Source organism: Massilia glaciei (assembly GCF_003011895.2).
Lineage (GTDB): Bacteria > Pseudomonadota > Gammaproteobacteria > Burkholderiales > Burkholderiaceae_D > Telluria_A > Telluria_A glaciei.
In genome coordinates, this window is sequence record NZ_PXWF02000243.1 from 1 (window position 1) to 19,996 (window position 19,996).

The 19,996-nt window shown below is 67.5% G+C and carries 18 protein-coding genes; 4 read left to right on the top strand and 14 right to left on the bottom strand.

Annotated elements, in window-relative coordinates:
- Together mreC and C7C56_RS15840 are read right to left on the bottom strand one after the other, a co-directional pair.
- On the bottom strand, nucleotides 1-970 hold a 970-nt coding region (gene mreC / locus C7C56_RS15835; RefSeq protein WP_106758343.1), incomplete at its 3' end, for a rod shape-determining protein MreC.
- Nucleotides 971-1,104: 134 nt separating this feature from the next.
- Nucleotides 1,105-2,148: a rod shape-determining protein gene (locus C7C56_RS15840; RefSeq protein ID WP_106758344.1), complete on the bottom strand. Its 1,044-nt coding sequence runs from the start codon at nucleotides 2,146-2,148 to the stop codon at nucleotides 1,105-1,107.
- Nucleotides 2,149-2,483: 335 nt separating this feature from the next.
- Here C7C56_RS15840 and gatC point away from each other — a divergent pair, with 335 nt between their 5' ends.
- Genes gatC through gatB form a run of 3 tightly spaced genes read left to right on the top strand, consistent with a single transcriptional unit; the run spans nucleotide 2,484 to nucleotide 5,809 of the window.
- Nucleotides 2,484-2,786 (top strand): Asp-tRNA(Asn)/Glu-tRNA(Gln) amidotransferase subunit GatC, encoded by a 303-nt coding sequence (gene gatC, locus C7C56_RS15845; RefSeq protein WP_106758345.1) that lies wholly within the window; start codon nucleotides 2,484-2,486, stop codon nucleotides 2,784-2,786.
- A 32-nt stretch (nucleotides 2,787-2,818) separates the two neighbouring features.
- Nucleotides 2,819-4,294, top strand: a complete 1,476-nt coding sequence (gene gatA, locus C7C56_RS15850; protein ID WP_106758346.1) for an Asp-tRNA(Asn)/Glu-tRNA(Gln) amidotransferase subunit GatA — start codon at nucleotides 2,819-2,821, stop codon at nucleotides 4,292-4,294.
- Nucleotides 4,295-4,348: 54 nt separating this feature from the next.
- Nucleotides 4,349-5,809 carry an Asp-tRNA(Asn)/Glu-tRNA(Gln) amidotransferase subunit GatB gene (gene gatB / locus C7C56_RS15855; protein ID WP_106758347.1) on the top strand — a complete coding sequence of 487 codons (1,461 nt, stop codon included), beginning with the start codon at nucleotides 4,349-4,351 and terminating at the stop codon, nucleotides 5,807-5,809.
- A gap of 135 nt (nucleotides 5,810-5,944) precedes the next feature.
- On the opposite strand, the gene C7C56_RS15860 is transcribed toward gatB, so the two are convergent.
- Both C7C56_RS15860 and pyrE read right to left on the bottom strand, forming a co-directional pair.
- Nucleotides 5,945-7,780: an acyltransferase family protein gene (locus C7C56_RS15860; RefSeq protein WP_106758348.1), complete on the bottom strand. Its 1,836-nt coding sequence runs from the start codon at nucleotides 7,778-7,780 to the stop codon at nucleotides 5,945-5,947.
- 134 nt (nucleotides 7,781-7,914) lie between these two features.
- Nucleotides 7,915-8,586, bottom strand: a complete 672-nt coding sequence (gene pyrE, locus C7C56_RS15865) for an orotate phosphoribosyltransferase (RefSeq protein WP_106758349.1) — start codon at nucleotides 8,584-8,586, stop codon at nucleotides 7,915-7,917.
- 74 nt (nucleotides 8,587-8,660) lie between these two features.
- Here pyrE and C7C56_RS15870 point away from each other — a divergent pair, with 74 nt between their 5' ends.
- Nucleotides 8,661-9,431: an exodeoxyribonuclease III gene (locus tag C7C56_RS15870; RefSeq protein ID WP_106758350.1), complete on the top strand. Its 771-nt coding sequence runs from the start codon at nucleotides 8,661-8,663 to the stop codon at nucleotides 9,429-9,431.
- A 20-nt stretch (nucleotides 9,432-9,451) separates the two neighbouring features.
- Here the strand turns inward: C7C56_RS15870 and C7C56_RS15875 are convergent, their stop codons facing one another.
- From C7C56_RS15875 to C7C56_RS15920, 10 genes are all read right to left on the bottom strand, one after another.
- Nucleotides 9,452-10,369: an RluA family pseudouridine synthase gene (locus C7C56_RS15875; RefSeq protein ID WP_106758351.1), complete on the bottom strand. Its 918-nt coding sequence runs from the start codon at nucleotides 10,367-10,369 to the stop codon at nucleotides 9,452-9,454.
- Between the two features lie 11 nt (nucleotides 10,370-10,380).
- On the bottom strand, nucleotides 10,381-11,268 hold the full coding sequence (locus C7C56_RS15880; RefSeq protein ID WP_106758352.1) for a M48 family metallopeptidase: 888 nt from the start codon (nucleotides 11,266-11,268) through the stop codon (nucleotides 10,381-10,383).
- Nucleotides 11,269-11,350: 82 nt separating this feature from the next.
- Nucleotides 11,351-11,965, bottom strand: coding sequence for a methionine biosynthesis protein MetW (gene metW / locus C7C56_RS15885; protein ID WP_106758353.1), 615 nt, complete (start codon nucleotides 11,963-11,965; stop codon nucleotides 11,351-11,353).
- Nucleotides 11,962-13,083 (bottom strand): homoserine O-succinyltransferase MetX, encoded by a 1,122-nt coding sequence (metX, locus tag C7C56_RS15890; RefSeq protein WP_229458810.1) that lies wholly within the window; start codon nucleotides 13,081-13,083, stop codon nucleotides 11,962-11,964. The genes metW and metX overlap by 4 nt, the downstream gene beginning before the upstream one ends.
- A 133-nt stretch (nucleotides 13,084-13,216) precedes the next feature.
- The gene (gene ptsP, locus C7C56_RS15895; RefSeq protein WP_106758354.1) at nucleotides 13,217-14,968 is read right to left on the bottom strand and encodes a phosphoenolpyruvate--protein phosphotransferase; all 1,752 of its coding nucleotides are present in this window, start codon (nucleotides 14,966-14,968) and stop codon (nucleotides 13,217-13,219) included.
- 74 nt (nucleotides 14,969-15,042) lie between these two features.
- On the bottom strand, nucleotides 15,043-15,312 hold the full coding sequence (locus tag C7C56_RS15900; RefSeq protein ID WP_106758355.1) for an HPr family phosphocarrier protein: 270 nt from the start codon (nucleotides 15,310-15,312) through the stop codon (nucleotides 15,043-15,045).
- A 75-nt stretch (nucleotides 15,313-15,387) separates the two neighbouring features.
- A complete protein-coding gene (locus C7C56_RS15905) occupies nucleotides 15,388-15,795 on the bottom strand; it encodes a PTS sugar transporter subunit IIA (protein ID WP_106758356.1) in 408 nt (135 codons plus the stop codon).
- A gap of 1 nt (nucleotide 15,796) precedes the next feature.
- Nucleotides 15,797-16,753: a glutathione synthase gene (gene gshB, locus C7C56_RS15910; RefSeq protein WP_106758357.1), complete on the bottom strand. Its 957-nt coding sequence runs from the start codon at nucleotides 16,751-16,753 to the stop codon at nucleotides 15,797-15,799.
- 146 nt (nucleotides 16,754-16,899) lie between these two features.
- A complete protein-coding gene (gene gshA / locus C7C56_RS15915; protein ID WP_106758358.1) occupies nucleotides 16,900-18,198 on the bottom strand; it encodes a glutamate--cysteine ligase in 1,299 nt (432 codons plus the stop codon).
- A gap of 226 nt (nucleotides 18,199-18,424) precedes the next feature.
- Complete coding sequence (locus tag C7C56_RS15920; RefSeq protein WP_106758359.1) at nucleotides 18,425-19,984, bottom strand: ammonium transporter; 1,560 nt, start codon at nucleotides 19,982-19,984, stop codon at nucleotides 18,425-18,427.
- Nucleotides 19,985-19,996: the final 12 nt, after the last annotated feature.

Here is a 19,996-nt window from a genome sequence, read left to right on the forward strand (position 1 = left end):
GCCGCGTGGTGCCTTGCGCGGCCGGCGCGGGTGCGGGCGCGGGCGGCGCGGCGCCAGGTTTGAGCGGGGCCATGGGCTTGAGCGCGCTGCGGCGCACCTGCTTGACCACCGCCTCGGGCGGGCGCGGCAGGCGCTGCCGCGGCTGCGCGAACAGCACCAGCAACTGGCGGTTGCGGTCGATGCCGGCCAGCGGCTGGCACAGCACGCGCCCGAACGCGCCGTTGGCGCTGCTCTCGACCTGCACCACCTTGGCCACCGCCAGCCCGGCCGGGTAGATCCCGTCCATGCCGGAGGTGACGAGCACGTCGCCGACCACGATGTCGGCGTCGGGCGCGACGAAGCGCAGGTCGAGGTAGCCCGAGCGCCCGCGCCCGTAGGCGACGCTGCGCAGGCCGTTGCGCAGCACCTGCACGGGTATGGCCTGTTCGCGGTCGGTCAGCAGGGTCACCTCGGAGGTGAACGGGAACACGCGCGTGATCTGGCCGACCACGCCGGCGTTGTCGATCACCGGCAGCCCCAGTTCGATGCCCTCGCGGGTGCCGCGGTCGAGCACCACGCGGCGCGTCGACGGGTCGCGCGCGTCGTACAGGATCTCGCCCATGATCGACTTGACGGGGATGTTCGCGCGCGCGCCCATGAGTTTGCGCAGGTGGGCGTTTTCGGCCAGCAGGAGCCGGGCCTGCTGCACCGCCTGGGCCGAGGCCACTTCGGCGCCCTTGAGGTCGCGCACCTCCTTTTGCAGCGCGGCCAGCGAGGAGAAATAGCTGCCGCCGAGCGCGATCGCGTCGCGCGGCATCAGGGCCGCCATCTGGAACGGGTAGAGGATGGTGCCGGCCCCGGTGCGCAGCGCCGCGAGCGCCTGCAGGCGGGCGTCGAGCATCAGCAGGGCGATCGAAATGCATGCGAACACCGTCACTTTGACCCGCGCCGGGGCGCCTTGCTTAAACAGGGGCGGGGGACTGTATTCCATGACTTCCAATACTCACACAAAGGGCCATGCGGGGCCGGCGGCGGCCCGGCGAGGTATGCGACACATGCGACACATGCGACGAGGCCGCCGCGCTTAGCGGCGACCAGGCCGGACCCGCGCCCGCGGGTCGGGCATTACTCGTACGAGAAGATCGAGCCGAGCTTGTCCATGCGCTCGAGCGCCATGCCCGAGCCGCGCACCACGCAGGTCAGCGGGTCTTCGGCGACCAGCACCGGCAGCCCGGTTTCCTCCATCAGCAGGCGGTCGAGGTCGCGCAGCAGCGCGCCGCCGCCGGTCAGCATCATGCCCTTTTCGGCGATGTCGGCGCCGAGCTCGGGCGGGGTCTGCTCGAGCGCGTTCTTGACGGCCGAAACGATGTTGTTGAGCGGGTCGGTCAGCGCCTCGAGGATCTCGTTGGACGAGATCGTGAACGAGCGCGGGATGCCCTCGGACAGGTTGCGGCCCTTGACCTCCATCTCCTTGACCTCGGAGCCCGGGAACGCCGAACCGATGCATTTCTTGATGGCCTCGGCGGTCTGCTCGCCGATCAGCATGCCGTAGTTGCGGCGGATGTAGTTGACGATGGCCTCGTCGAACTTGTCGCCGCCGACGCGGATGGAGCCCTTGTAGACCATGCCGCCGAGCGAGATGATGCCGACCTCGGTGGTGCCGCCGCCGATGTCGACCACCATCGAGCCGGTCGCCTCGGACACCGGCAGGCCGGCGCCGATCGCGGCGGCCATCGGCTCCTCGATCAGGTAGACCTGCGAGGCGCCGGCGCCGAGCGCCGATTCGCGGATCGCGCGCCGCTCGACCTGGGTCGAACCGCACGGCACGCAGATGATGATGCGCGGCGAGGGGCGAAGGAATTTGGAGTCGTGCACCATGCGGATGAACTGCTTGAGCATCTGTTCGGTGACGGTGAAGTCGGCGATCACGCCGTCCTTCATCGGGCGGATCGCCTCGATATTTCCCGGCACCTTGCCGAGCATCTGTTTGGCCTCCTTGCCGACAGCCTGAATCGTCTTTTTGCCGTTCGGGCCGCCCTCCTGGCGGATCGCGACGACCGACGGCTCGTCAAGGACGATGCCTTGGCCGCGCACGTAGATCAGGGTGTTTGCTGTGCCGAGGTCGATGGCGAGGTCAGAGGAAAAATAACTGCGTAAAAAACCAAACATGTGTGTCCTGAAGCGCTTGGGGGCGCGTAAACATTAATAGGGAACGGATTTCGCGCGCCTCGAATGGTGCGGCGCTGTCACTTTTATATGCTGCGGCGGACCGTATTCGGCGCCGACAACGCATTAGCCCGCCATTCTACCTTATAATTTGCGCCTTATATGCTGAAAAACCGTTCAATTGCGCGCTGTTGTGCACGGCCGGATCGGCGGCTTTCGGTCGGTTTTACCGGCTTTAGCGGGCCGTTATGCCGCGCTTGTGCCATCATTAGGCAAAATTCAACATTGTCCAACATACGTCCACCACACCCACACGCGGTCCGCGCCGCGCCAATGCCATGTCCCTCACACTTTCTGACGTAAAACGCATCGCCAAACTGGCCCAGCTCGAAATGGACGAGGCCAGCGCCGAGACCGCGCTGGGCGAACTCAATGGCATTTTCGCCCTGGCCGAACAGATGGCCGCGGTCGACACGACCGGCGTGGCGCCGCTGTCGCACCCGCTCGACGTGGTGCTCGGCACCCTGCCGCTGCGCCTGCGCGAGGACGTCGTGACCGAGTCGAACGCGCGCGAGGCCTACCAGGCGCCCGCGCCCAAGACCCAGGACGGCTTGTACCTGGTCCCGCAGGTCATCGAGTAATCCGCGCGCAAACCATCAAACCCGACACCGACATGCACACAAAGACCATCAAAGAGCTCTCCACGCTCCTGCACGCCAAACAGATCTCCGCCACCGAGCTGACGCGGCACTTCCTCGCGCGCGCCGGGGCCAGCGACCTGAACGCGTTCCTGCACATCGACCCGGCCCAAAGCCTGGCGCAGGCGGCCGCGGCCGACGCCCGCCTCGCCAATGGCGGCGCCGGCCCGCTGACGGGCATCCCGATCGCGCACAAGGACATTTTCGTCACGCGCGGCTGGCGTTCGACGGCCGGCTCCAACATGCTGGCCAATTACACCAGCCCGTTCGACGCCACCGTGGTCGAGCGCTTCGGCGCGGCCGGCATGGTCACGCTGGGCAAACTCAATTGCGACGAATTCGCGATGGGCTCGGCCAACGAGAACTCGGCCTTCGGGGCCGTCAAGAATCCGTGGGACAGGCTGGCCGTTCCGGGCGGCTCGTCGGGCGGCTCGGCCGCCGCGATCGCCGCCGGCCTCGCGCCGGCCGCCACCGCGACCGACACCGGCGGCTCGATCCGCCAGCCGGCCGCGTTTTGCGGAGTCACCGGGATCAAGCCGACCTACGGCCGGGTGTCGCGCTACGGCATGATCGCGTTCGCGTCCTCGCTCGACCAGGGCGGGCCGATCGCGCGCAGCGCCGAGGACTGCGCCATGCTGCTCGGCGAAATGGCCGGCTTCGACGCGCGCGACTCGACCTGCCTGACGGCCGAACAGGGCAATGTGCGCGAGGACTTCACGCGCGATCTGAACGTCCCGCTGACCGGCCTGCGCATCGGCGTGCCGAAGGAATACTTCGGCGAGGGCCTCGCGGCCGACGTCGAGCAGGCGGTGCGCGCCGCGCTCGACGAATTCGTCAAGCTGGGCGCGACGCTGGTCGACATCACGCTGCCCAAAACGGCGCTCTCGATCCCGGTGTATTACATCATCGCGCCGGCCGAGGCGTCGTCGAACCTGTCGCGCTTCGACGGGGTGCGCTACGGCCACCGCGCGGCCGAATACAAGGACCTGTCCGAGATGTACCGCAAGTCGCGCGCCGAGGGTTTCGGGCCCGAGGTGCAGCGCCGGATCATGGTCGGCACCTATGTGCTGTGCCACGGCTACTACGACGCCTACTACCTGCAGGCGCAAAAAATCCGGCGCCTGATCGCCGACGACTTCCAGGCCGCGCTGGGCGAAAAATGCGATGTCATCATGGGTCCGGTCGCGCCGACCGTGGCGTGGGATTTGGGCGCCAAGTCGAACGACCCGGTGGCCAACTACCTGGCCGACATCTTCACGCTCTCGACCAGCCTGGCCGGCCTGCCCGGCATGTCGGTCCCGTGCGGCTTCGGACAGGGCGCGGTCAACGGACGGCGTCCGGTCGGCCTGCAAATCATCGGCAATTATTTCAGCGAGGCGAAGCTGCTCGGGATCGCGCACCAGTACCAGCGGGTGACCGACTGGCACACCCGCGCGCCCGAGGGCGTCTGAGCACGCGGTCAAACCATTCACCGCGTCTGACAATATTTAAAAAGCGAGAACAGTATGCAATGGGAAGTCGTCATCGGTCTTGAGAACCACGTGCAGCTCACGACCAACTCCAAAATTTTCAGCGGCAGCGCGATCCGCTTCGGCGCCGAGCCGAACACCCAGGCCAGCCCGGTCGACCTGGCGCTGCCGGGCGTGCTGCCGGTGATGAACAAGGGCGCGGTCGAGCGCGCGATCCGCTTCGGCCTCGCGGTCGGCGCCAAGGTCTCGCCGCACTCGGTGTTCGCGCGCAAAAACTACTTTTATCCGGACCTGCCGAAGGGATACCAGATCAGCCAGTTCGCCGACCCGGTCGTCATCGGCGGCCAGCTCACGTTCGGTTTTGAAAAGGACGGCAAGTTCGAGACCAAGACCGTCAACCTGACCCGCGCCCACCTCGAGGAGGACGCCGGCAAGTCGCTGCACGAGGACTACGCGGGCATGACCGGGATCGACCTCAACCGCGCCGGCACGCCGCTGCTCGAAATCGTTTCCGAGCCCGAGATCCGCAGCGCCGCCGAGGCGGTCGCCTACGCCAAGGCGCTGCACTCGCTGGTGGTGTGGCTCGGCGTTTGCGACGGCAACATGCAGGAGGGTTCGTTCCGCTGCGACGTCAACGTGTCGGTGCGCCCGGCCGGCTCCACGGAGCTGGGAACCCGCTGCGAGATCAAGAACCTCAACTCGTTCCGCTTCATCGAAGAGGCGGTGCACGTCGAGGTGCGGCGCCAGATCGAACTGATCGAGGACGGCGGCAAGGTGGTCCAGGCCACGCGCCTGTACGACCCGGACCGCAAGGAGACGCGCGCGATGCGCAGCAAGGAGGACGCGCAGGATTACCGCTACTTCCCGGACCCCGACCTGCCGCCGCTGTTGATCTCGGAGGAGTGGATCGCGCGCGTCAAGGCCGACATGCCGGAACTGCCGGCCGCCATGCGCACGCGCTTCGTGTCGGACTACGGGCTGTCGGAGTACGATGCGCTGATCCTGACGTCGTCGCAAGCGATGGCGGCCTACTTCGAGGCCGTCGTCAGCAAGGCCGGCAAGGCCAACGCGAAGGCGGCCGCCAACTGGCTCATGGGCGACGTGGCGTCGACCCTGAACCGCGAGAACGTCGACATCGCCGACTCGCCGGTCGAGGCGTCGCAACTGGCGCTGCTGCTGGCGCGCATCGCCGACGGCACGATCTCCAACAAGATCGCCAAGGAGGTGTTCGCGGCGATGTGGGAGGCCAAGTCGGGCGACGAGCATGTCGCCGACGCGATCATCGACCAGAAGGGGCTGCGCCAGATCTCCGACAGCGGCGCGCTCGAGGCGATCGTCGACGAGGTGCTGGCCGCCAACGCCAAGTCGGTCGAGCAGTACCGCGCCGGCAAGGAGGCGGCGCTCAACGCGCTGATCGGACAGGCCATGAAGGCCTCGAAAGGCAAGGCCAACCCGGCCCAGCTGACCGAACTGCTGAAGAAGAAACTGGCTGCATGACCGCCAAGCCGCCCGGTGCGAACCGCGCGGCTTTTTTTTCGGGCCGGATCGGCAGCCTTCGATCCCGCGCGGCGGTTGGCGCCAGGGTGGCGGGGATGGCCCCGCGATGGCCCCTCGATGCTCCCTCGATGCTCCCTATTTGCCGGCTGCGGGAAAACCGGCGGCGGCGCGCCCCTGGCGCAGATCCGCGACCAGGCGCGCGAACAGGCCGCGCAATTGGGCGCTGCCGGTCAGCGTCAGGTGGTTGGAGTCGTAGTAGAACGGGCGGCCGTCGGCCGACAGGTAGCGGCAGGCCCGGTCGCACAGGACGGCGCCGCTGTGGTAGACGCGCAGGCCGTCGTCGTCGATCCTGCCGAGCAGGCCGATCAGGTCGGCATTGAAGGCAAGGTAGTCCTCGAGGTGCTGGACCGGCGGCGCGGCGCGCCCCTGCATGGCGTCCCACAGCGCCTGCGGAATATGCGCCGGCCAGGTCGGCACCGGCATGATCAGCGCGACCCGCACCCCGTCCCTGCGCGCCAGCGCCAGCACCTGTTCGAGCTTGAAATCGACGCGCGGCGAAAAATGGAGCACGATCGTGTCGACCGCATGCGCGCGCGCCTCGGCGAGCACCGCCTCCGGGTCCATCCCGTTCGAAAACAGCGGGTTATTCTCGGCGATCAGGCGCAGCGAGGCGTTGCGCGCCTGGGCCGCCGCGGCCAGGCCGTCCTTGATCGCATCGGCATGGCTGTTACCGACCAGCAGCAGGCGATGCGACGGCCGCGCGATCGGGCGCGTCAGTTCGCACGAGCGCGCCCGCGGCGCCAGCAGGTTGTTCAGTTTGCCGCAGCGGAAAACGCCGCGGTCGGCGTAGGCGTCGAGCACGCGCAGTTCGCGCTCCGGCGTGAGCGCCTTTTGCGCCAGGCCGCCGCCGACGGCGATGCCGAGCACGGCCAGGGCCGAGAACAAGGCCAGGCGCGGCGTGGCGCGCCCGGCCGTGCGCAGCGGCAGCTCGACACACCGGTAGAGCAAGGCGGAGGCGGCGGCGACGAGCAGCGCCAGCGCCGCCAGCTGCGGCGCCGAACCGGCTTTGAGCACGGTGCCCGCGAACGGCTGGTAGAGGAACAGGACGATCACCGGAAAATGCGCCAGGTAGATCGAATACGAGTAGCGGCCGAGCCGTTCGAAGACGGTCGCGGCGCCGCTGCGCTCGAGCGGCGCCGGGAGCCCGCATGCCAGCACCGTGGCGCAGGCGATGGCGATCAGCAGCGCCCCCAGGCCGGGGTGGCCGGCGCGGAAGCCCAGGCCCCCGCTGCCGGGCGCGGCGAGCGCGATGCAGGCCAGCGCCAGCAGCGCGGCGGCGCCGAGCCAGCGCCGCCGCGCCGCGGCCGGCGCCGGCCGGTAGACGAATTTGGCGACCCCGTAGCCAAGCAAAAACTCCCACAGGCGGCACGGCATCCAGTAGAACGCGGTCTTGGGCGAACTGCCGAGCGCGATGAAGCACAGCAGGGCCGAGCCGAGCAGGATCAGGGTGAAGCCGCCCCTGGCCTTGTGGAAGATCCAGGCCAACAACGGCACCGCCGCGTAGAACTGGATTTCGACCCCGAGCGACCACAGGTGCAACAGCGGCCTGAGCAGGGACTTGTCGAAGTACGACTCGTCCATCCAGAAACCGATGTTCGACGCGAACGGCACGGCAAACCAGGCTTGCGTGGCGATCTGGGCGTGTTCGTTCGGGATCGTGACGAACAGCGCGGCGGCCAGGGTCGCGCCGATCACCGCGAAATAGGCGGGCAGCAGCCGTGTGGCGCGCCTGATGAAGAAATCGCGTTTGCGCAGCGGGTCGTAGATCGTGGCCATCAGATAGCCGCTGATGACGAAGAACACGTCGACGCCCAAAAACCCGCCCTCGAAGCCGCCGACACCGAGGTGGAACAGCACGACCAGCGCCACCGCGACGCCGCGCAGCACCTGTATGTCCTTCCGATACGCCATCCTAGTCCCTTGCGAGCGTCGCCAGTCAGCCCCTGCCGGCCAGGTCCGGGTCCGGCTCCGGCTCCGGCTCCAGGTCCAGGTCCAGGGCCACAATACCGCCTGGCCCGCCGCCGGTCAAGGCCGCCCGCGCCGGCTCACGCCGATTCGACGCCATAGCGGGCGCGGTAGGCCGCGACGGCGTCGGTGTGCTTGGCCAGTTCCGGATCGGCGCCCGGCCCCGACAGGTAGCCGAACAAATCCTCGAGATTGCCGATCGAGATCACCGGGATGTTGAACTCGCGGCCGACCTCCTGCACCGCCGAACTGGCCGACAGCGCGCCGTCCTTGCCCGAGCGCTCCATGCGGTCGAGCGCGATCAGCACCGCGCACGGCTCGGCGCCGGCGGCGCGGATCATGTCGACCGATTCGCGCACCGAGGTGCCGGCCGAGATCACGTCGTCGATGATGACCACCTTGCCGCGCAGTTTGGCGCCGACGATGGTGCCGCCCTCGCCGTGGTCCTTGGCCTCCTTGCGGTTGAAGGCGAACGAGGTGTTGCGGCCCTTGCCGGCGAGCGCGACGGCGGTGGCCGAGGCCAGCGTGATGCCCTTGTAGGCCGGCCCGAACAGCATGTCGAATTCGACCCCCGAGTCGAGCAGGGTCTGCGCGTAGAACTGGGCCAGTTGGGCCAGCGTGGCGCCCTCGTGGAACAGGCCAGCGTTGAAGAAGTACGGCGACTGGCGCCCGGCCTTGGTCGTGAACTCGCCGAAGCGCAACACGCCCGCCGACACTGAAAACGCGATAAACTGTTGGCGCAAATTGTTCACGATGACCCCCGTTGTCTGACACATGGTTTGAATAGCCCGTATTTTAATCCGCCCCGCCACTTCCCCCTGGATCTATGCCTAAAATTATTTCAGCGAACCTCAACGGAATCCGCTCCGCGCACAAAAAGGGCTTCTTCAACTGGATGGCCACCCAAACGGCCGATTTCATCTGCGTCCAGGAGCTCAAAGCCCAGCTGCCCGACATGACCGAGGAATTCCTGGCCCCCGGCGGCTACCACGGCCATTTCCACTACGCCGAGAAAAAAGGCTATTCGGGCACCGGCATCTACAGCCGCGTCAAACCGGACGCGGTGCGCACCGGTTTCGGCAGCCCCGAATTCGACGCCGAGGGGCGCTACGTGCGCTGCGATTTCGGCAATCTGACCGTCATTTCGGTGTACTGCCCGTCCGGTTCGTCCTCGCCCGAGCGCCAGGAGGCCAAGTTCCGTTTCATGGAGCTGTTCCTGCCGCACCTGCTCGAGCTCAAGGCCGAGGGCCGCGAGGTGGTCATCTGCGGCGACTGGAACATCGCGCACCAGGAGATCGACCTGAAGAACTACAAGGGCAACAAGAAAAATTCGGGATTTTTGCCCGAGGAGCGCGCCTGGCTGACCCGCGTTTTCGACGAAGTCGGCTTGGTCGACGTCCACCGCGGCATCGACAAGCGCCCCGAGCAATACACCTGGTGGAGCAACCGCGGCCAGGCCTACGCGAAGAACGTCGGATGGCGCATCGACTACCACGTCGCCACGCCCGGCATCGCGGCGCAGGCCCGGACGGTGGCGGTCTACAAGGACGAGCGTTTCTCCGACCACGCGCCTTTGATCATCGACTACACGGTCTGAACCAGACGTAAGCAGACGCTCTAAGCGCCGCCGAGCCGGCGCGCGCTTTCAAAAAAGCGCGGCTGGCCCGTGAGCGGATCGGTGAACCCGATCGAGCGCGCCAGCAGCTGCAGGGGCCGCGTGAAATCGTCGCCCTTGCACGGCAGCGCCAGCGGATAAAAAGCATCGTTGATGATCGGCGCGCCCAGCGCCGACATGTGCACGCGCAGCTGGTGCTGGCGCCCCGTGTGCGGGCGCAGCCGGTACAGCACGGCCTCCCCGCGCGCCTCGATGGCCTCGATCAGGGTCTCCGAATTGGGCTCCCCCTCCACCTCGCGCATGCGGAAGAACGGCGTGCCCTCGACCATCCGGCTGCGGCGCACGTGCGGCAGCGAAACGCCCGCCAGCGGCGCGGCCAGCGCCTCGTAGACCTTGCCGATCTCGCGCTTCTGGAACAGCGACTGGTAGACGCCCCGGCTGGCCGGATTGTGCGAAAAGATCAGCACCCCGGCGGTCTCGCGGTCGAGACGGTGGATCGGGGTCAGGTGGGCCAGGCCGGTGCTTTTCTTGAGCCGCACCAGCGCGCTCTGGTGCAGGAAGCGGCCCGACGGTATGACCGGCAAAAAATGTGGCTTGTCGACCACCAGCAGGTGCTCGTCGCGGTACAGGATCTCGACCTCGAACGGGATCGGCGTCTCAAACGCGAGCTCGCGGTAGTACCAGATGCGCGCGCCGCGCCGCACCGGGCTGCCCGGTCCGAGCGGCTTGCCCGCGCCGTCGACGACGTCGCCGCGCGCCATGCGCGCGCGCCACGCCTCGGCGTCGACATCGGGAAAGCGCTCGACCAGGAAAGCGAGCATGCCGTCCCACCGGCCGTCGGGCAGCCACAGATAGCTCGGCGCCACGCCGTCGCGCGGCGCCAGCGGCACCACCGCGTTGGCCTCGGCCTGCCTGCCCATGCGCGCGCCGGCTACCTGGCCGCGGCGGGCGCGCCGCGGTACGGCGGCAGGCGCGCCGGCGTGGTGCCCTTGGCGCGCGCGTACAGCGGCAGCAGCACGTTCATGTGCTGGTTCATGATGGCGATCCGCTCTTTGCCGCCCGGATGGGTGGACATCCAAGCCGGCGGCTGGCCCTTGTTGAGCGATGCCATTTTTTTCCACAGCACGATCCCGGCGCGCGGATCGAAGCCGGCGCGCGCGGCCAGGTCGAGCCCGATCAGGTCGGACTCGCGCTCGTCGTCGCGCGAGAATTTGAGCGAGGCCGCCTGCGAGCCATACTGCGCGATCGTGTCGGTGACCCGCGGATCGATGCCGAACCATGCCGAGGCGCCGGCGCCGGCCAGGCGCGCCAGCACCGAGGTGCCGGTCGATTTGAGCATCTGCCCGCGGCTGTGCTCGCGCAGCGCGTGCGCCACCTCGTGCCCCATGATCGCGGCGACCTCGTCGTCGGTCAGTTTGAGCGTGGTCAGGATGCCGCTGAAGAAGCCGATGCGCCCGCCCGGCATGCAGAAGGCGTTGACCTGCTTCGAGTTGAACAGGTTGACCTCCCACTTCCATTGGGCGGCGTCCGGATTCCAGCGGCTCGCGTAGGGCATCATGCGCGCGGCGATCGCGCGCAGGCGCCGCACCTGGGGATGGTCGTCGGGCACCAGCGCGCCGGCTTGCTCGGCCTTTTGCAACATGCCCGCGTATTGCAGGCTCGCCTCGTGGTCGATCTTCTCCTTCGACGCCAGCTTGTAGTATCCCGGGATCGGTTTGACCTCGATGCCGTCCTGCACCACCACCTGCGCGTCCTTCGCCGCGGCGACGCTGGTGAACACGCTCAGGGACACAACGAGGGCGATTTTTTTGATTTTCATGGGGTTCAAGCTCCAAAATTCCGTTTTAACAACATCATCATGGCAGCAATCGCGCCGTTTGCGCACACGCCTCGCAAACCGGTCAGGACGCGAGCGCCTTTTTGCGCAAACGGAACACCGCGAGGCTGCCGCGCAGGTTCGGCAGGAACGCGACCGGCGCGCCATCGGCCAGCGCCACCCGCTCGAGTACTTCGAGCCCGCATTCGGCGGCCAGTTCCTCGAAATCGTAAATGGTCGCGCAGCGCACGTTGGGCGTGTCGTACCACTGGTAGGGCAGCGTTTTGGACACCGGCATGCGGCCCCGCAGCAGCGCGACCCGGTGCGGCCAGTAGGCGAAATTGGGGAACGAGACGATCGCCTCGGCGCCGACGCGCACGATGTCGCGCAGCAGCGGCTCGACGTGCTTCATCATCTGCAGCGACGATAGGCACAGCACGGTGTCGAAGGAGTTGTCGCTAAACAGCGCCAGCCCCTTCTCCATGTCCTGCTGGATCACGTTGATGCCGCGCCTGGTGCTTTCCAACAGCTTGTCGTCGGCGATCTCGATGCCGTAGCCGCTGCAGCCCTTGCCGCTTTGCAGGTAGCGCAGCATGGCGCCGTCGCCGCAGCCGACGTCGAGCACGTGCGCGTTGTCGGGCACCCAGTGGGCGATGAAGGCGAGGTCGGCGCGCAGCCGGCTGAGGTCTTCGAAATTCATGCTTGCTCCTTGCCCGGGGTGGCGTCCCAGATCCGCTGGTAGTAGGCGCGCACCATGTTCATGTAGCGCGCGTCCTCGAGCAGAAAGGCGTCGTGGCCGTGCGGGGCGTCGATTTCGGCGTAGGTCACGCGGCGCCGGTTGCTCACCAAGGCCTGCACGATCTCGCGGCTGCGCTCGGGCGCGAAGCGCCAGTCGGTCGAGAACGAGGCGACGAAGAACTCGGCCTCGGTGTTGGCCAGCGCCGCCTTGAGGTCGCCGTCGAAGGCGCGCGCCGGGTCGAAATAGTCGAGCGCCTTGGTGATCAGGAGGTAGGTGTTGGCGTCGAAGTACTCCGAGAATTTGTCGCCCTGGTAGCGCAGGTAGGACTCGATCTCGAAATCGATCCCGAAGTCGAACTTGTAGTCGGCCGTGGCGGCCGCGTTGCGCAGCTTGCGGCCGAATTTCTCGGCCATGTCGTCATTCGACAGGTAGGTGATGTGGCCGACCATGCGCGCCACCCGCAGCCCGTTTTTTGGCACCACGCCGTGCGCGTAGAAGTCGCCGCCGCGGTAGTCGGGGTCCGACAGGATGGCCTGGCGCGCGACGTCGTTGAAGGCGATGTTCTGGGCCGACAGCTTGGGGGTCGAGGCGATCACCATGCAGTGGCGCAGCCGCGCCGGGTACATCATGCTCCAAGCCAGCGCCTGCATGCCGCCGAGCGAGCCTCCCATGACGGCGGCGAATTGTTCGATCCCGAGCGCGTCGGCCAGCCGCGCCTGCGCCGCCACCCAGTCCTCGACCGTCACCACCGGGAACGCCGCGCCGTAGGGATTGCCGGTCGCCGGGTTCCGGTGCATCGGCCCGGTCGAGCCGAAGCACGAGCCGAGGTTGTTGACGCCGATAACGAAGAAGCGCTCGGTGTCGAGCGGCTTGCCCGGGCCGACCATGTTGTTCCACCAGCCGACGCTTTTCGGGTCGCCCACGTACATGCCGGCCACGTGGTGCGAGGCGTTGAGCGCGTGGCACACCAGCACCGCGTTGGAACGCTCGGCGTTGAGGGTGCCGTAGGTCTCGTAGACGAGCGTGTAGTCGGCCAGCTGCGCGCCGCTTTGCAGCTTGAGCGGCGCGGCGAAGTGCATCGATTGGGGTGAGACGATTCCGATGGAGGACATGGGGTTGTGCGTCATTGCGCTTCTGCTTCTGTATAGGATGTGGTGTGAGGGGGCGGCCCGCAGGGGCCGCCGGCCGGGCCGCCCGTGGTGCGCATGCCGGCTAGCCGATCCGCAGCTGCTCGACCGCCTCGGCGATCGCGCCCGGTTCGCAGGTGCGCATGATCTTGCGCGTCTGCGCCATGATCGCGCCGAGGTCGCTGTTGAGGATCTCCTGCTTGACCGACAGCAGCTGCGCCGGATGCATCGAGAACTCGCGCAGCCCCATCCCCAGCAGCAGGCGGGTGAGCTTGGTGTCGCCCGCCATCTCGCCGCACACGGCGACGTCGATGCCGGCTTTTTTGCCGGCCGCGATGGTCATCGCGATCAGCTGCAGCACGGCCGGGTGGAGCGGGTCGTACAGGTGCGCCACCTCGTAGTCGACGCGGTCGATCGCGAGCGTGTACTGGATCAGGTCGTTGGTGCCGATCGACAGGAAGTCCATGCGCTTGACGAACATCGGCAGCGACAGCGCGGCGGCCGGGATCTCGATCATGGCGCCGACCTCGATGCCGGTGTCGTACTTGACGCCGGCCTCGCGCAGCTGCGCCTTGGCCTGCTCGATCATGGCCAGCGACTGGTCGATCTCGAACGCGTGCGCGAGCATCGGAATGAGCATGCGCACCTTGCCGAAGGCCGAGGCGCGCAGGATCGCGCGCAACTGGGTCAGGAACAGCGCCGGCTCGGCCAGGCAGTAGCGGATCGCGCGCAGCCCGAGCGCCGGGTTGAGCGCCGTGTGCTCGGCCTGGTCGAGCGGCTTGTCGGCGCCGATGTCGAGCGTGCGGATGGTCACCGGGCGCCCCTTCATGGCCAGCACGGCCTTCTTGTACTGCTCGAACTGCTCGTCCTCGGTCGGGATCTTGTGCGCGTGCCCGGCCCGCCCCATGAACAGGAATTCGGAGCGGAACAGGCCCACGCCCTGGGCCCCGGCCTCGAGCGCGCCCGGGCAGTCGTCGGGCAGCTCGATGTTGGCCAGCAACGTCACCGCGGTGCCGTCGCGCGTGACGGCCGGGGTCTTTTTGAGCTTGAGCAGCTTCTTGCGCGCCTTGAGCATGAGCGCCTGGCGCGCGCGGTACTGCTCGAGCACCAGCGGGCTCGGATTGGCGATCACCACCCCGGCGTCGCCGTCGATGATGACCCAGTCGTCCTGTTCGACCAGGCTCGAGGCCTGCGACATGCCGACCGCCGCCGGGATGTCGAGGCTGCGCGCGACGATCGCGGTGTGCGAGTTCTGGCCGCCGACGTCGGTGACGAAGCCGATGAACGAGCGGTCGCGGAACTGCAGCATGTCGGCCGGCGAGATGTCGTGCGCGACCACGATCATGGGTGGCTGGTACTCGCCCTCCGACAGCGGCGGCGGCACCAGTTGCGCGCTGCCCATGAGGACCTTGAGCACGCGCTCGGCGACCTGCTGGATGTCGGCCTTGCGCTCGCGCAGGTAGGCGTCCTCGATCTCGTCGAACTGGGCCGAGAGCTCGTCGATCTGCGTCACCAGCGCCCATTCGGCGTTGTAGTGGCGGGTGCGGATGATGTCGAGCGGCGCCTCCGAGATCATCGGGTCCGACAGGATCAGCGCGTGCACGTCGATGAAGGCGCCCAGCTCGGTCGGCGCGTCCTTGGGCAGGTCGGTCCACAGCGCCTGCAGCCCGCGGTGCACCTCGGCGATCGCCTCCTGCAGGCGGCGCACCTCGGCCTCCATGTGCTCCTCGGCCACGAGGTAGTGCTTGACGTCGAGCGCGGCCGGCGTGAGCAGGTGCGCCCGGCCGATCGCGATGCCGCGCGAGACGGGAATGCCATGAAGCGTGAATGATGCCATCGGTGGTCCTGGGTATGGGCGGCTCGGGCCCGGATCGCGCAACGCCGGTCGCGGCTCTGGCCGCAGCTCCGGCATTACTCGCCTTCGCCGAACTTGTCGTTGATCAGTCCGGCCAGCGCGTCGACGCAGGCCTGTTCGTCGGCGCCGTCGGCCTCGAGCACCACCTTGGCGCCCTTGCCGGCGGCCAGCATCATCACGCCCATGATCGACTTGGCGTTGATGCGCCGCCCGTTGCGCGTGAGCCATACCTCGCTCTGGTACTTGGCGGCCAGCTGGGTGAATTTGGCGGAGGCGCGGGCGTGCAGGCCCAGCTTGTTGATAATCTCAAGTTCTTGTCGAATCATATTGTTTTAGTCCCACTGTCCCAGCCGTTGCTCCCACCCGAAAGGCGCCTTTGCCGGCCGCCCCGCCTTGCGCTGCTACCCCGGTCCCACCCTGATCCTGTTGTCGACCCGCACCGCGCCGCCCTGCCCGCCCGCCAGCGCCATCTCGACCACCACGTCGAGCGTGTCGCGCCGGTAGGTGATCGCGCGCAGCAGCATCGGCAGGCTGATGCCGGCGATGACCTCGACCCGTCCGGCGTCGGCCAGGCAGTTGCAGCAGTTGGCCGGCGTGCCGCCCTTGATGTCGGTGATCACCAGCACCCCGCCGCCCTCGTCGAGGCGCGCGATCGCCGCGCGCGCGAGCGCCTGCACCTCGGCCAGGTCCTGGTCGGCCGTGACGTCGATCGCCTCGAAGCGCTCGGTCGGCGCGCGGAACACGTGCGCCACCGCGGCGATGAACGCCTGGCCCAGCGGTGCGTGCGTCATCAGCAAGATGCCCACCATGTCATTGCCCCGCGGCCTGCGCGGCCCCGGCCTCGAGCGCGTCGATGAACATCGCGGCCACGTCGAAGCCGGCCTGCTCGGCGATCTCCTGGAAGCAGGTCGGGCTCGTCACGTTGACCTCGGTCAGGCAATCGCCGATCACATCCAATCCTACCAGCAACAGCCCGCGCGCCGCCAGTAGCGGGCCGAGCGTTTCGGCGATTTCGAGGTCGCGCGCGCCCAGGGGCTGCGCCACGCCGACCCCGCCGGCGGCCAGGTTGCCGCGCACCTCGTCGCCCTGCGGGATGCGCGCGAGCGAGAACGGCACCGGCTTGCCGCCGATGACGAGGATGCGCTTGTCGCCGGCGGCGATGGCGGGGATGAATTTTTGCGCCATGATCGACTGGGCGCCGTTGAGGCTGAGCGTCTCGATGACCGAGCCGAGGTTCATGCCGTTGTCGGTGATGCGGAAAATGCCGGCCCCGCCCATGCCGTCGAGCGGCTTGAAGATCACGTCGCCGTGGGCCGCGTGGAACTGGCGCAGGCGCGCCATGTCGGACGTGACCAGGGTCGGCGAGGTGAACGCGCTGAACTCGGCGATGGCGAGTTTTTCGTTGTGGTCGCGGATCGCCGACGGCTTGTTGAACACGCGCGCGCCCTGGCGTTCGGCCAGTTCGAGCAGGTAGGTCGCGTACACGTACTCCATGTCGAACGGCGGATCCTTGCGCACCAGGACGGCGTCGAACTCGGACAGGCGCGCCTCGATCTTGGGGCTGGCGCGGAACCAGTCGTCGGCCTCGCCGGTGAGGTTGATGCGCGCCACGGCGGCCGTGACGACACCCTCCTCGAGCGCCATGTCGCGCTGCTCGAAGGCGTAGATCGCGTGGCCGCGCCGGTCGGCCTCGCGCATCATCGCGTAGGTCGTGTCCTTGTAGGTCTTGAAGCCGGCCAGCGGATCGGCAAGGAAAGCGATTTTCATGGGCGAATCCATTCGGGTTAATGCCTGATTTTAGCCGGAAACGCCGTTATTTGCCGGGCTCTGCCGCAGGCGGAGCCGCCCCCGGCCCGGCCAGGGGCCGCGGCCGGCCGCTTTTTGGCCGCTTTTTGGCCGCTTTTTGGCCGCCGTCAGTAGACTTCGGGGTTCGGATCGGTGCGTTCGAGCTCGAGCGACGCCGCCAGCAGGCCCAGCCGCGCGACCACGCCGTACACGTAGAATCGGTTGGGTGTGGAGGCGCCCGGCTTGGCCTTCATGTCGGGCACCGCGTGCTGCTGCGCGAACGCGAGCGGCACGAACTGCGAGCCCGGCGCGTTGAGGTTCTGGTCGACCCCGCGCTCGGCGTGCACCCGGTAGAAACCGCCGATCACGTAGCGGTCGATCATGGTCACGACCGGCTCGGCCACGGCGTCCTTGATGGTTTCGAAGGTCGGCACGCCCTCCTGGATGATGACGTCGTTGATGACCACGCCGTCCTTGACCACCGACAGCTTGTTGCGCTGCTTGCTCGTCAGTTCACGCACGTCGTTGGCGTCCTTGACCGTCATGATGCCCATGCCGTAGGTGCCGGCGTCGGGCTTGACGATCACGAACGGCTTCTCCTTGATGCCGTACTCCTTGTATTTTTTGCGGATCTTGGCCAGCAGCATCGACACATTGTCGGCCAGGCATTCGGAGCCGTTGTCCTCCTGGAAGTTGACCTCGCCGCACTTGGCGTGGAAGGGGTTGACCATCCACGGGTCGACGTCGATCAGCTTGCCGAACTTTTTGGCCACCTCGTCGTAGGCGGCCAGGTGGTTGCTCTTGCGCCGGATGGCCCAGCCCGCGTGCAGCGGCGGCAGCAGCGACTGCTCGTGGATGTTCTCGAGGATGGCCGGGACGCCGGCCGACAGGTCGTTGTTGAGCAAAATGGTGCAGGGGTCGAAATCCTTGAGGCCGACGCGGCGCCCGTTGCTTGACCGCACCAGCGGCTCGATCACGAGCATATTGCCGTCGGGCAGCGCCAGCGGCGTCGGCTCGGTGATCTCGGGGTTGAGCGTGCCGAGCCGCACGTGCAGGCCCGTCTGGCGGAAGATCTGCATCATGCGCGCCACGTTTTGCAGGTAGAACGGGTTGCGCGTGTGGGTCTCGGGGATCAGCAGCAGGTTGCGCGCGTCGGGGCAGTATTTGTCGATCGCGGCCATGGCGGCCTGCACCGCGAGTGGCAGCATTTCCGGGGCAAGGTTGTTGAAACCGCCAGGAAACAGGTTGGTGTCGACGGGCGCGAGCTTGTAGCCGGCGTTGCGCAGGTCGACCGAGCAGTAGAACGGCGGCGTGTGCTCCTGCCACTCCATGCGGAACCAGCGCTCAATGGCGGGGGTGGCCGCCAGGATTTTTTTTTCGAGGTCGAGCAGCGGGCCAGTCAGGGCCGTGACGAGGTGGGGAACCATGGGGTGCGTCCTTCAGGCTTCTTGGTTGTGAAAACCGTAAATCGGGGCGGAACCCCTATTTTAAAGGTCCTGGCCCGATATCAAGGAAAAAGCCACAAAGAAGCCACGAAGAAGCCACGAAGAAGCCACGAAGAAGCAACGAAAAAGCCACGAAGAAGCAAGCAAAAAAGGCGCCCCGGGGGGCGCCTTTCGTGGTCCGCCTGCGCGGGCCGGTGTTGCGGATGGATCAGGAGTGGTAGGCGGACTCGCCGTGGCTCGTGATGTCGAGGCCTTCGCGCTCCTCTTCCTCGGGCACGCGCAGGCCGACCACGAGGTCCACCAGCTTGTAGGCGATGAACGAGACCACGGCCGACCAGATGATCGTGGTGCCGACCGCCTGGGTCTGGATCCAGAGCTGGCCGCCGATCGAGTAGCTGGTGTTCATCGCGTTGGTGGTGTAATCCCACACGCCCTGACCGCCCAGCTCGGGCGAGGCGAACACGGCCGTCAAGAGGGCGCCGAGGATGCCGCCGACGCCATGCACGCCGAACACGTCGAGCGAATCGTCGGCGCCGAGCAGGCGCTTGAGGCCGTTGACGCCCCACAGGCAGACGATGCCGGCCAGCAGGCCGATGACGAGCGCGCCCATCGGGCCGACGAAACCGCAGGCCGGGGTGATGGCGACCAGGCCGGCAACCGCGCCGGAGGCGCCGCCGAGCATCGACGGCTTGCCCTTGGCGATCCACTCGCCGAACACCCACGACACGGTGGCGGCGGCGGTGGCGAGCAAGGTGTTGACGAAGGCCAGCGCGGCGACGTCGCCCGCTTCGAGCGCCGAGCCGGCGTTGAAGCCGAACCAGCCGACCCACAGCATCGAGGCGCCGATCATGGTCATGGTCAGCGAGTGCGGGGCCATCGATTCGCGGCCGTAGCCGACGCGTTTGCCGATCATGTAGGCACCGACCAGGCCGGCGACGGCGGCGTTGATGTGCACCACGGTGCCGCCGGCGAAGTCGAGCGCGCCCTTTTGCCAGAGCCAGCCGGCCTTGACGGTTTCGGTGGCGAGCGCGGCGGCGTCGGTGATGGCGTCGGGACCGGTCCAGAACCAGACCATGTGGGCGATCGGCAGGTAGCCGAAGGTGAACCACAACACCACGAACAGCAGCACGGCGGTGAACTTGGCGCGCTCGGCGAAGGCGCCGACGATCAGTGCGCAGGTGATGGCCGCGAACGTGCCCTGGAACGCGACGAACACGAACTCGGGGATGACCACGCCCTTGCTGAAGGTGGCGGCGGCGGCGAAGGTGGCCGTCTGCGGATCCCAGATGCCGTTCAGGAAGGCGCGTGAAAGGCCGCCGAAGAAGGCGTTGTTCTCAGTGAAGGCGACCGAGTAGCCGTAGATGCTCCACAACACGATCACGACCGCGAAGATCATGAACACCTGCAGCAGCACCGACAGCATGTTCTTGGAGCGGACCAGGCCGCCGTAGAACAGGGCCAGGCCCGGGATCGCCATCATGACGACCAAGATGGTGGCGACGAACATCCAGGCGATGTCGCCCTTGTTGGCGGTCGGCTTGGCCGGCGCGGCGGCCGCTTCGGCCGGGACCGGCACGACGGCGGCGAGCGCCGCCGGCGCGTCGGCCGGGACCGCCACTGCGGCCGGGGCGGCGTCGGTGGACGCCGGCGCCACGGCGCTGGCGGCCGCTTCAGGCGCGGGCGCGGTTTGGGCGGCCACCGGCATCACGGCGCCGACGGCCAGGGCCACTGCGAGCCCGGCGAGCCATTTTGTTATAGCTTTTTTCATGTGGATTCCCTC

Bases quoted from the DNA above. Each gene is read 5' to 3' on its own strand.
- gshA (WP_106758358.1), bottom strand. From the start codon at position 18,198: ATGGTTCCCCACCTCGTCACGGCCCTGACTGGCCCGCTGCTCGACCTC.
- C7C56_RS15880 (WP_106758352.1), bottom strand. From the start codon at position 11,268: ATGAAAATCAAAAAAATCGCCCTCGTTGTGTCCCTGAGCGTGTTCACC.
- C7C56_RS15870 (WP_106758350.1), top strand. From the start codon at position 8,661: ATGCCTAAAATTATTTCAGCGAACCTCAACGGAATCCGCTCCGCGCAC.
- metX (WP_229458810.1), bottom strand. From the start codon at position 13,083: ATGCACTTCGCCGCGCCGCTCAAGCTGCAAAGCGGCGCGCAGCTGGCC.
- C7C56_RS15875 (WP_106758351.1), bottom strand. From the start codon at position 10,369: ATGGGCAGGCAGGCCGAGGCCAACGCGGTGGTGCCGCTGGCGCCGCGC.
- gatA (WP_106758346.1), top strand. From the start codon at position 2,819: ATGCACACAAAGACCATCAAAGAGCTCTCCACGCTCCTGCACGCCAAA.
- ptsP (WP_106758354.1), bottom strand. From the start codon at position 14,968: ATGGCATCATTCACGCTTCATGGCATTCCCGTCTCGCGCGGCATCGCG.
- metW (WP_106758353.1), bottom strand. From the start codon at position 11,965: ATGAATTTCGAAGACCTCAGCCGGCTGCGCGCCGACCTCGCCTTCATC.
- gatB (WP_106758347.1), top strand. From the start codon at position 4,349: ATGCAATGGGAAGTCGTCATCGGTCTTGAGAACCACGTGCAGCTCACG.
- C7C56_RS15920 (WP_106758359.1), bottom strand. From the start codon at position 19,984: ATGAAAAAAGCTATAACAAAATGGCTCGCCGGGCTCGCAGTGGCCCTG.
- gatC (WP_106758345.1), top strand. From the start codon at position 2,484: ATGTCCCTCACACTTTCTGACGTAAAACGCATCGCCAAACTGGCCCAG.
- C7C56_RS15840 (WP_106758344.1), bottom strand. From the start codon at position 2,148: ATGTTTGGTTTTTTACGCAGTTATTTTTCCTCTGACCTCGCCATCGAC.
- C7C56_RS15860 (WP_106758348.1), bottom strand. From the start codon at position 7,780: ATGGCGTATCGGAAGGACATACAGGTGCTGCGCGGCGTCGCGGTGGCG.
- C7C56_RS15905 (WP_106758356.1), bottom strand. From the start codon at position 15,795: ATGGTGGGCATCTTGCTGATGACGCACGCACCGCTGGGCCAGGCGTTC.
- gshB (WP_106758357.1), bottom strand. From the start codon at position 16,753: ATGAAAATCGCTTTCCTTGCCGATCCGCTGGCCGGCTTCAAGACCTAC.
- C7C56_RS15900 (WP_106758355.1), bottom strand. From the start codon at position 15,312: ATGATTCGACAAGAACTTGAGATTATCAACAAGCTGGGCCTGCACGCC.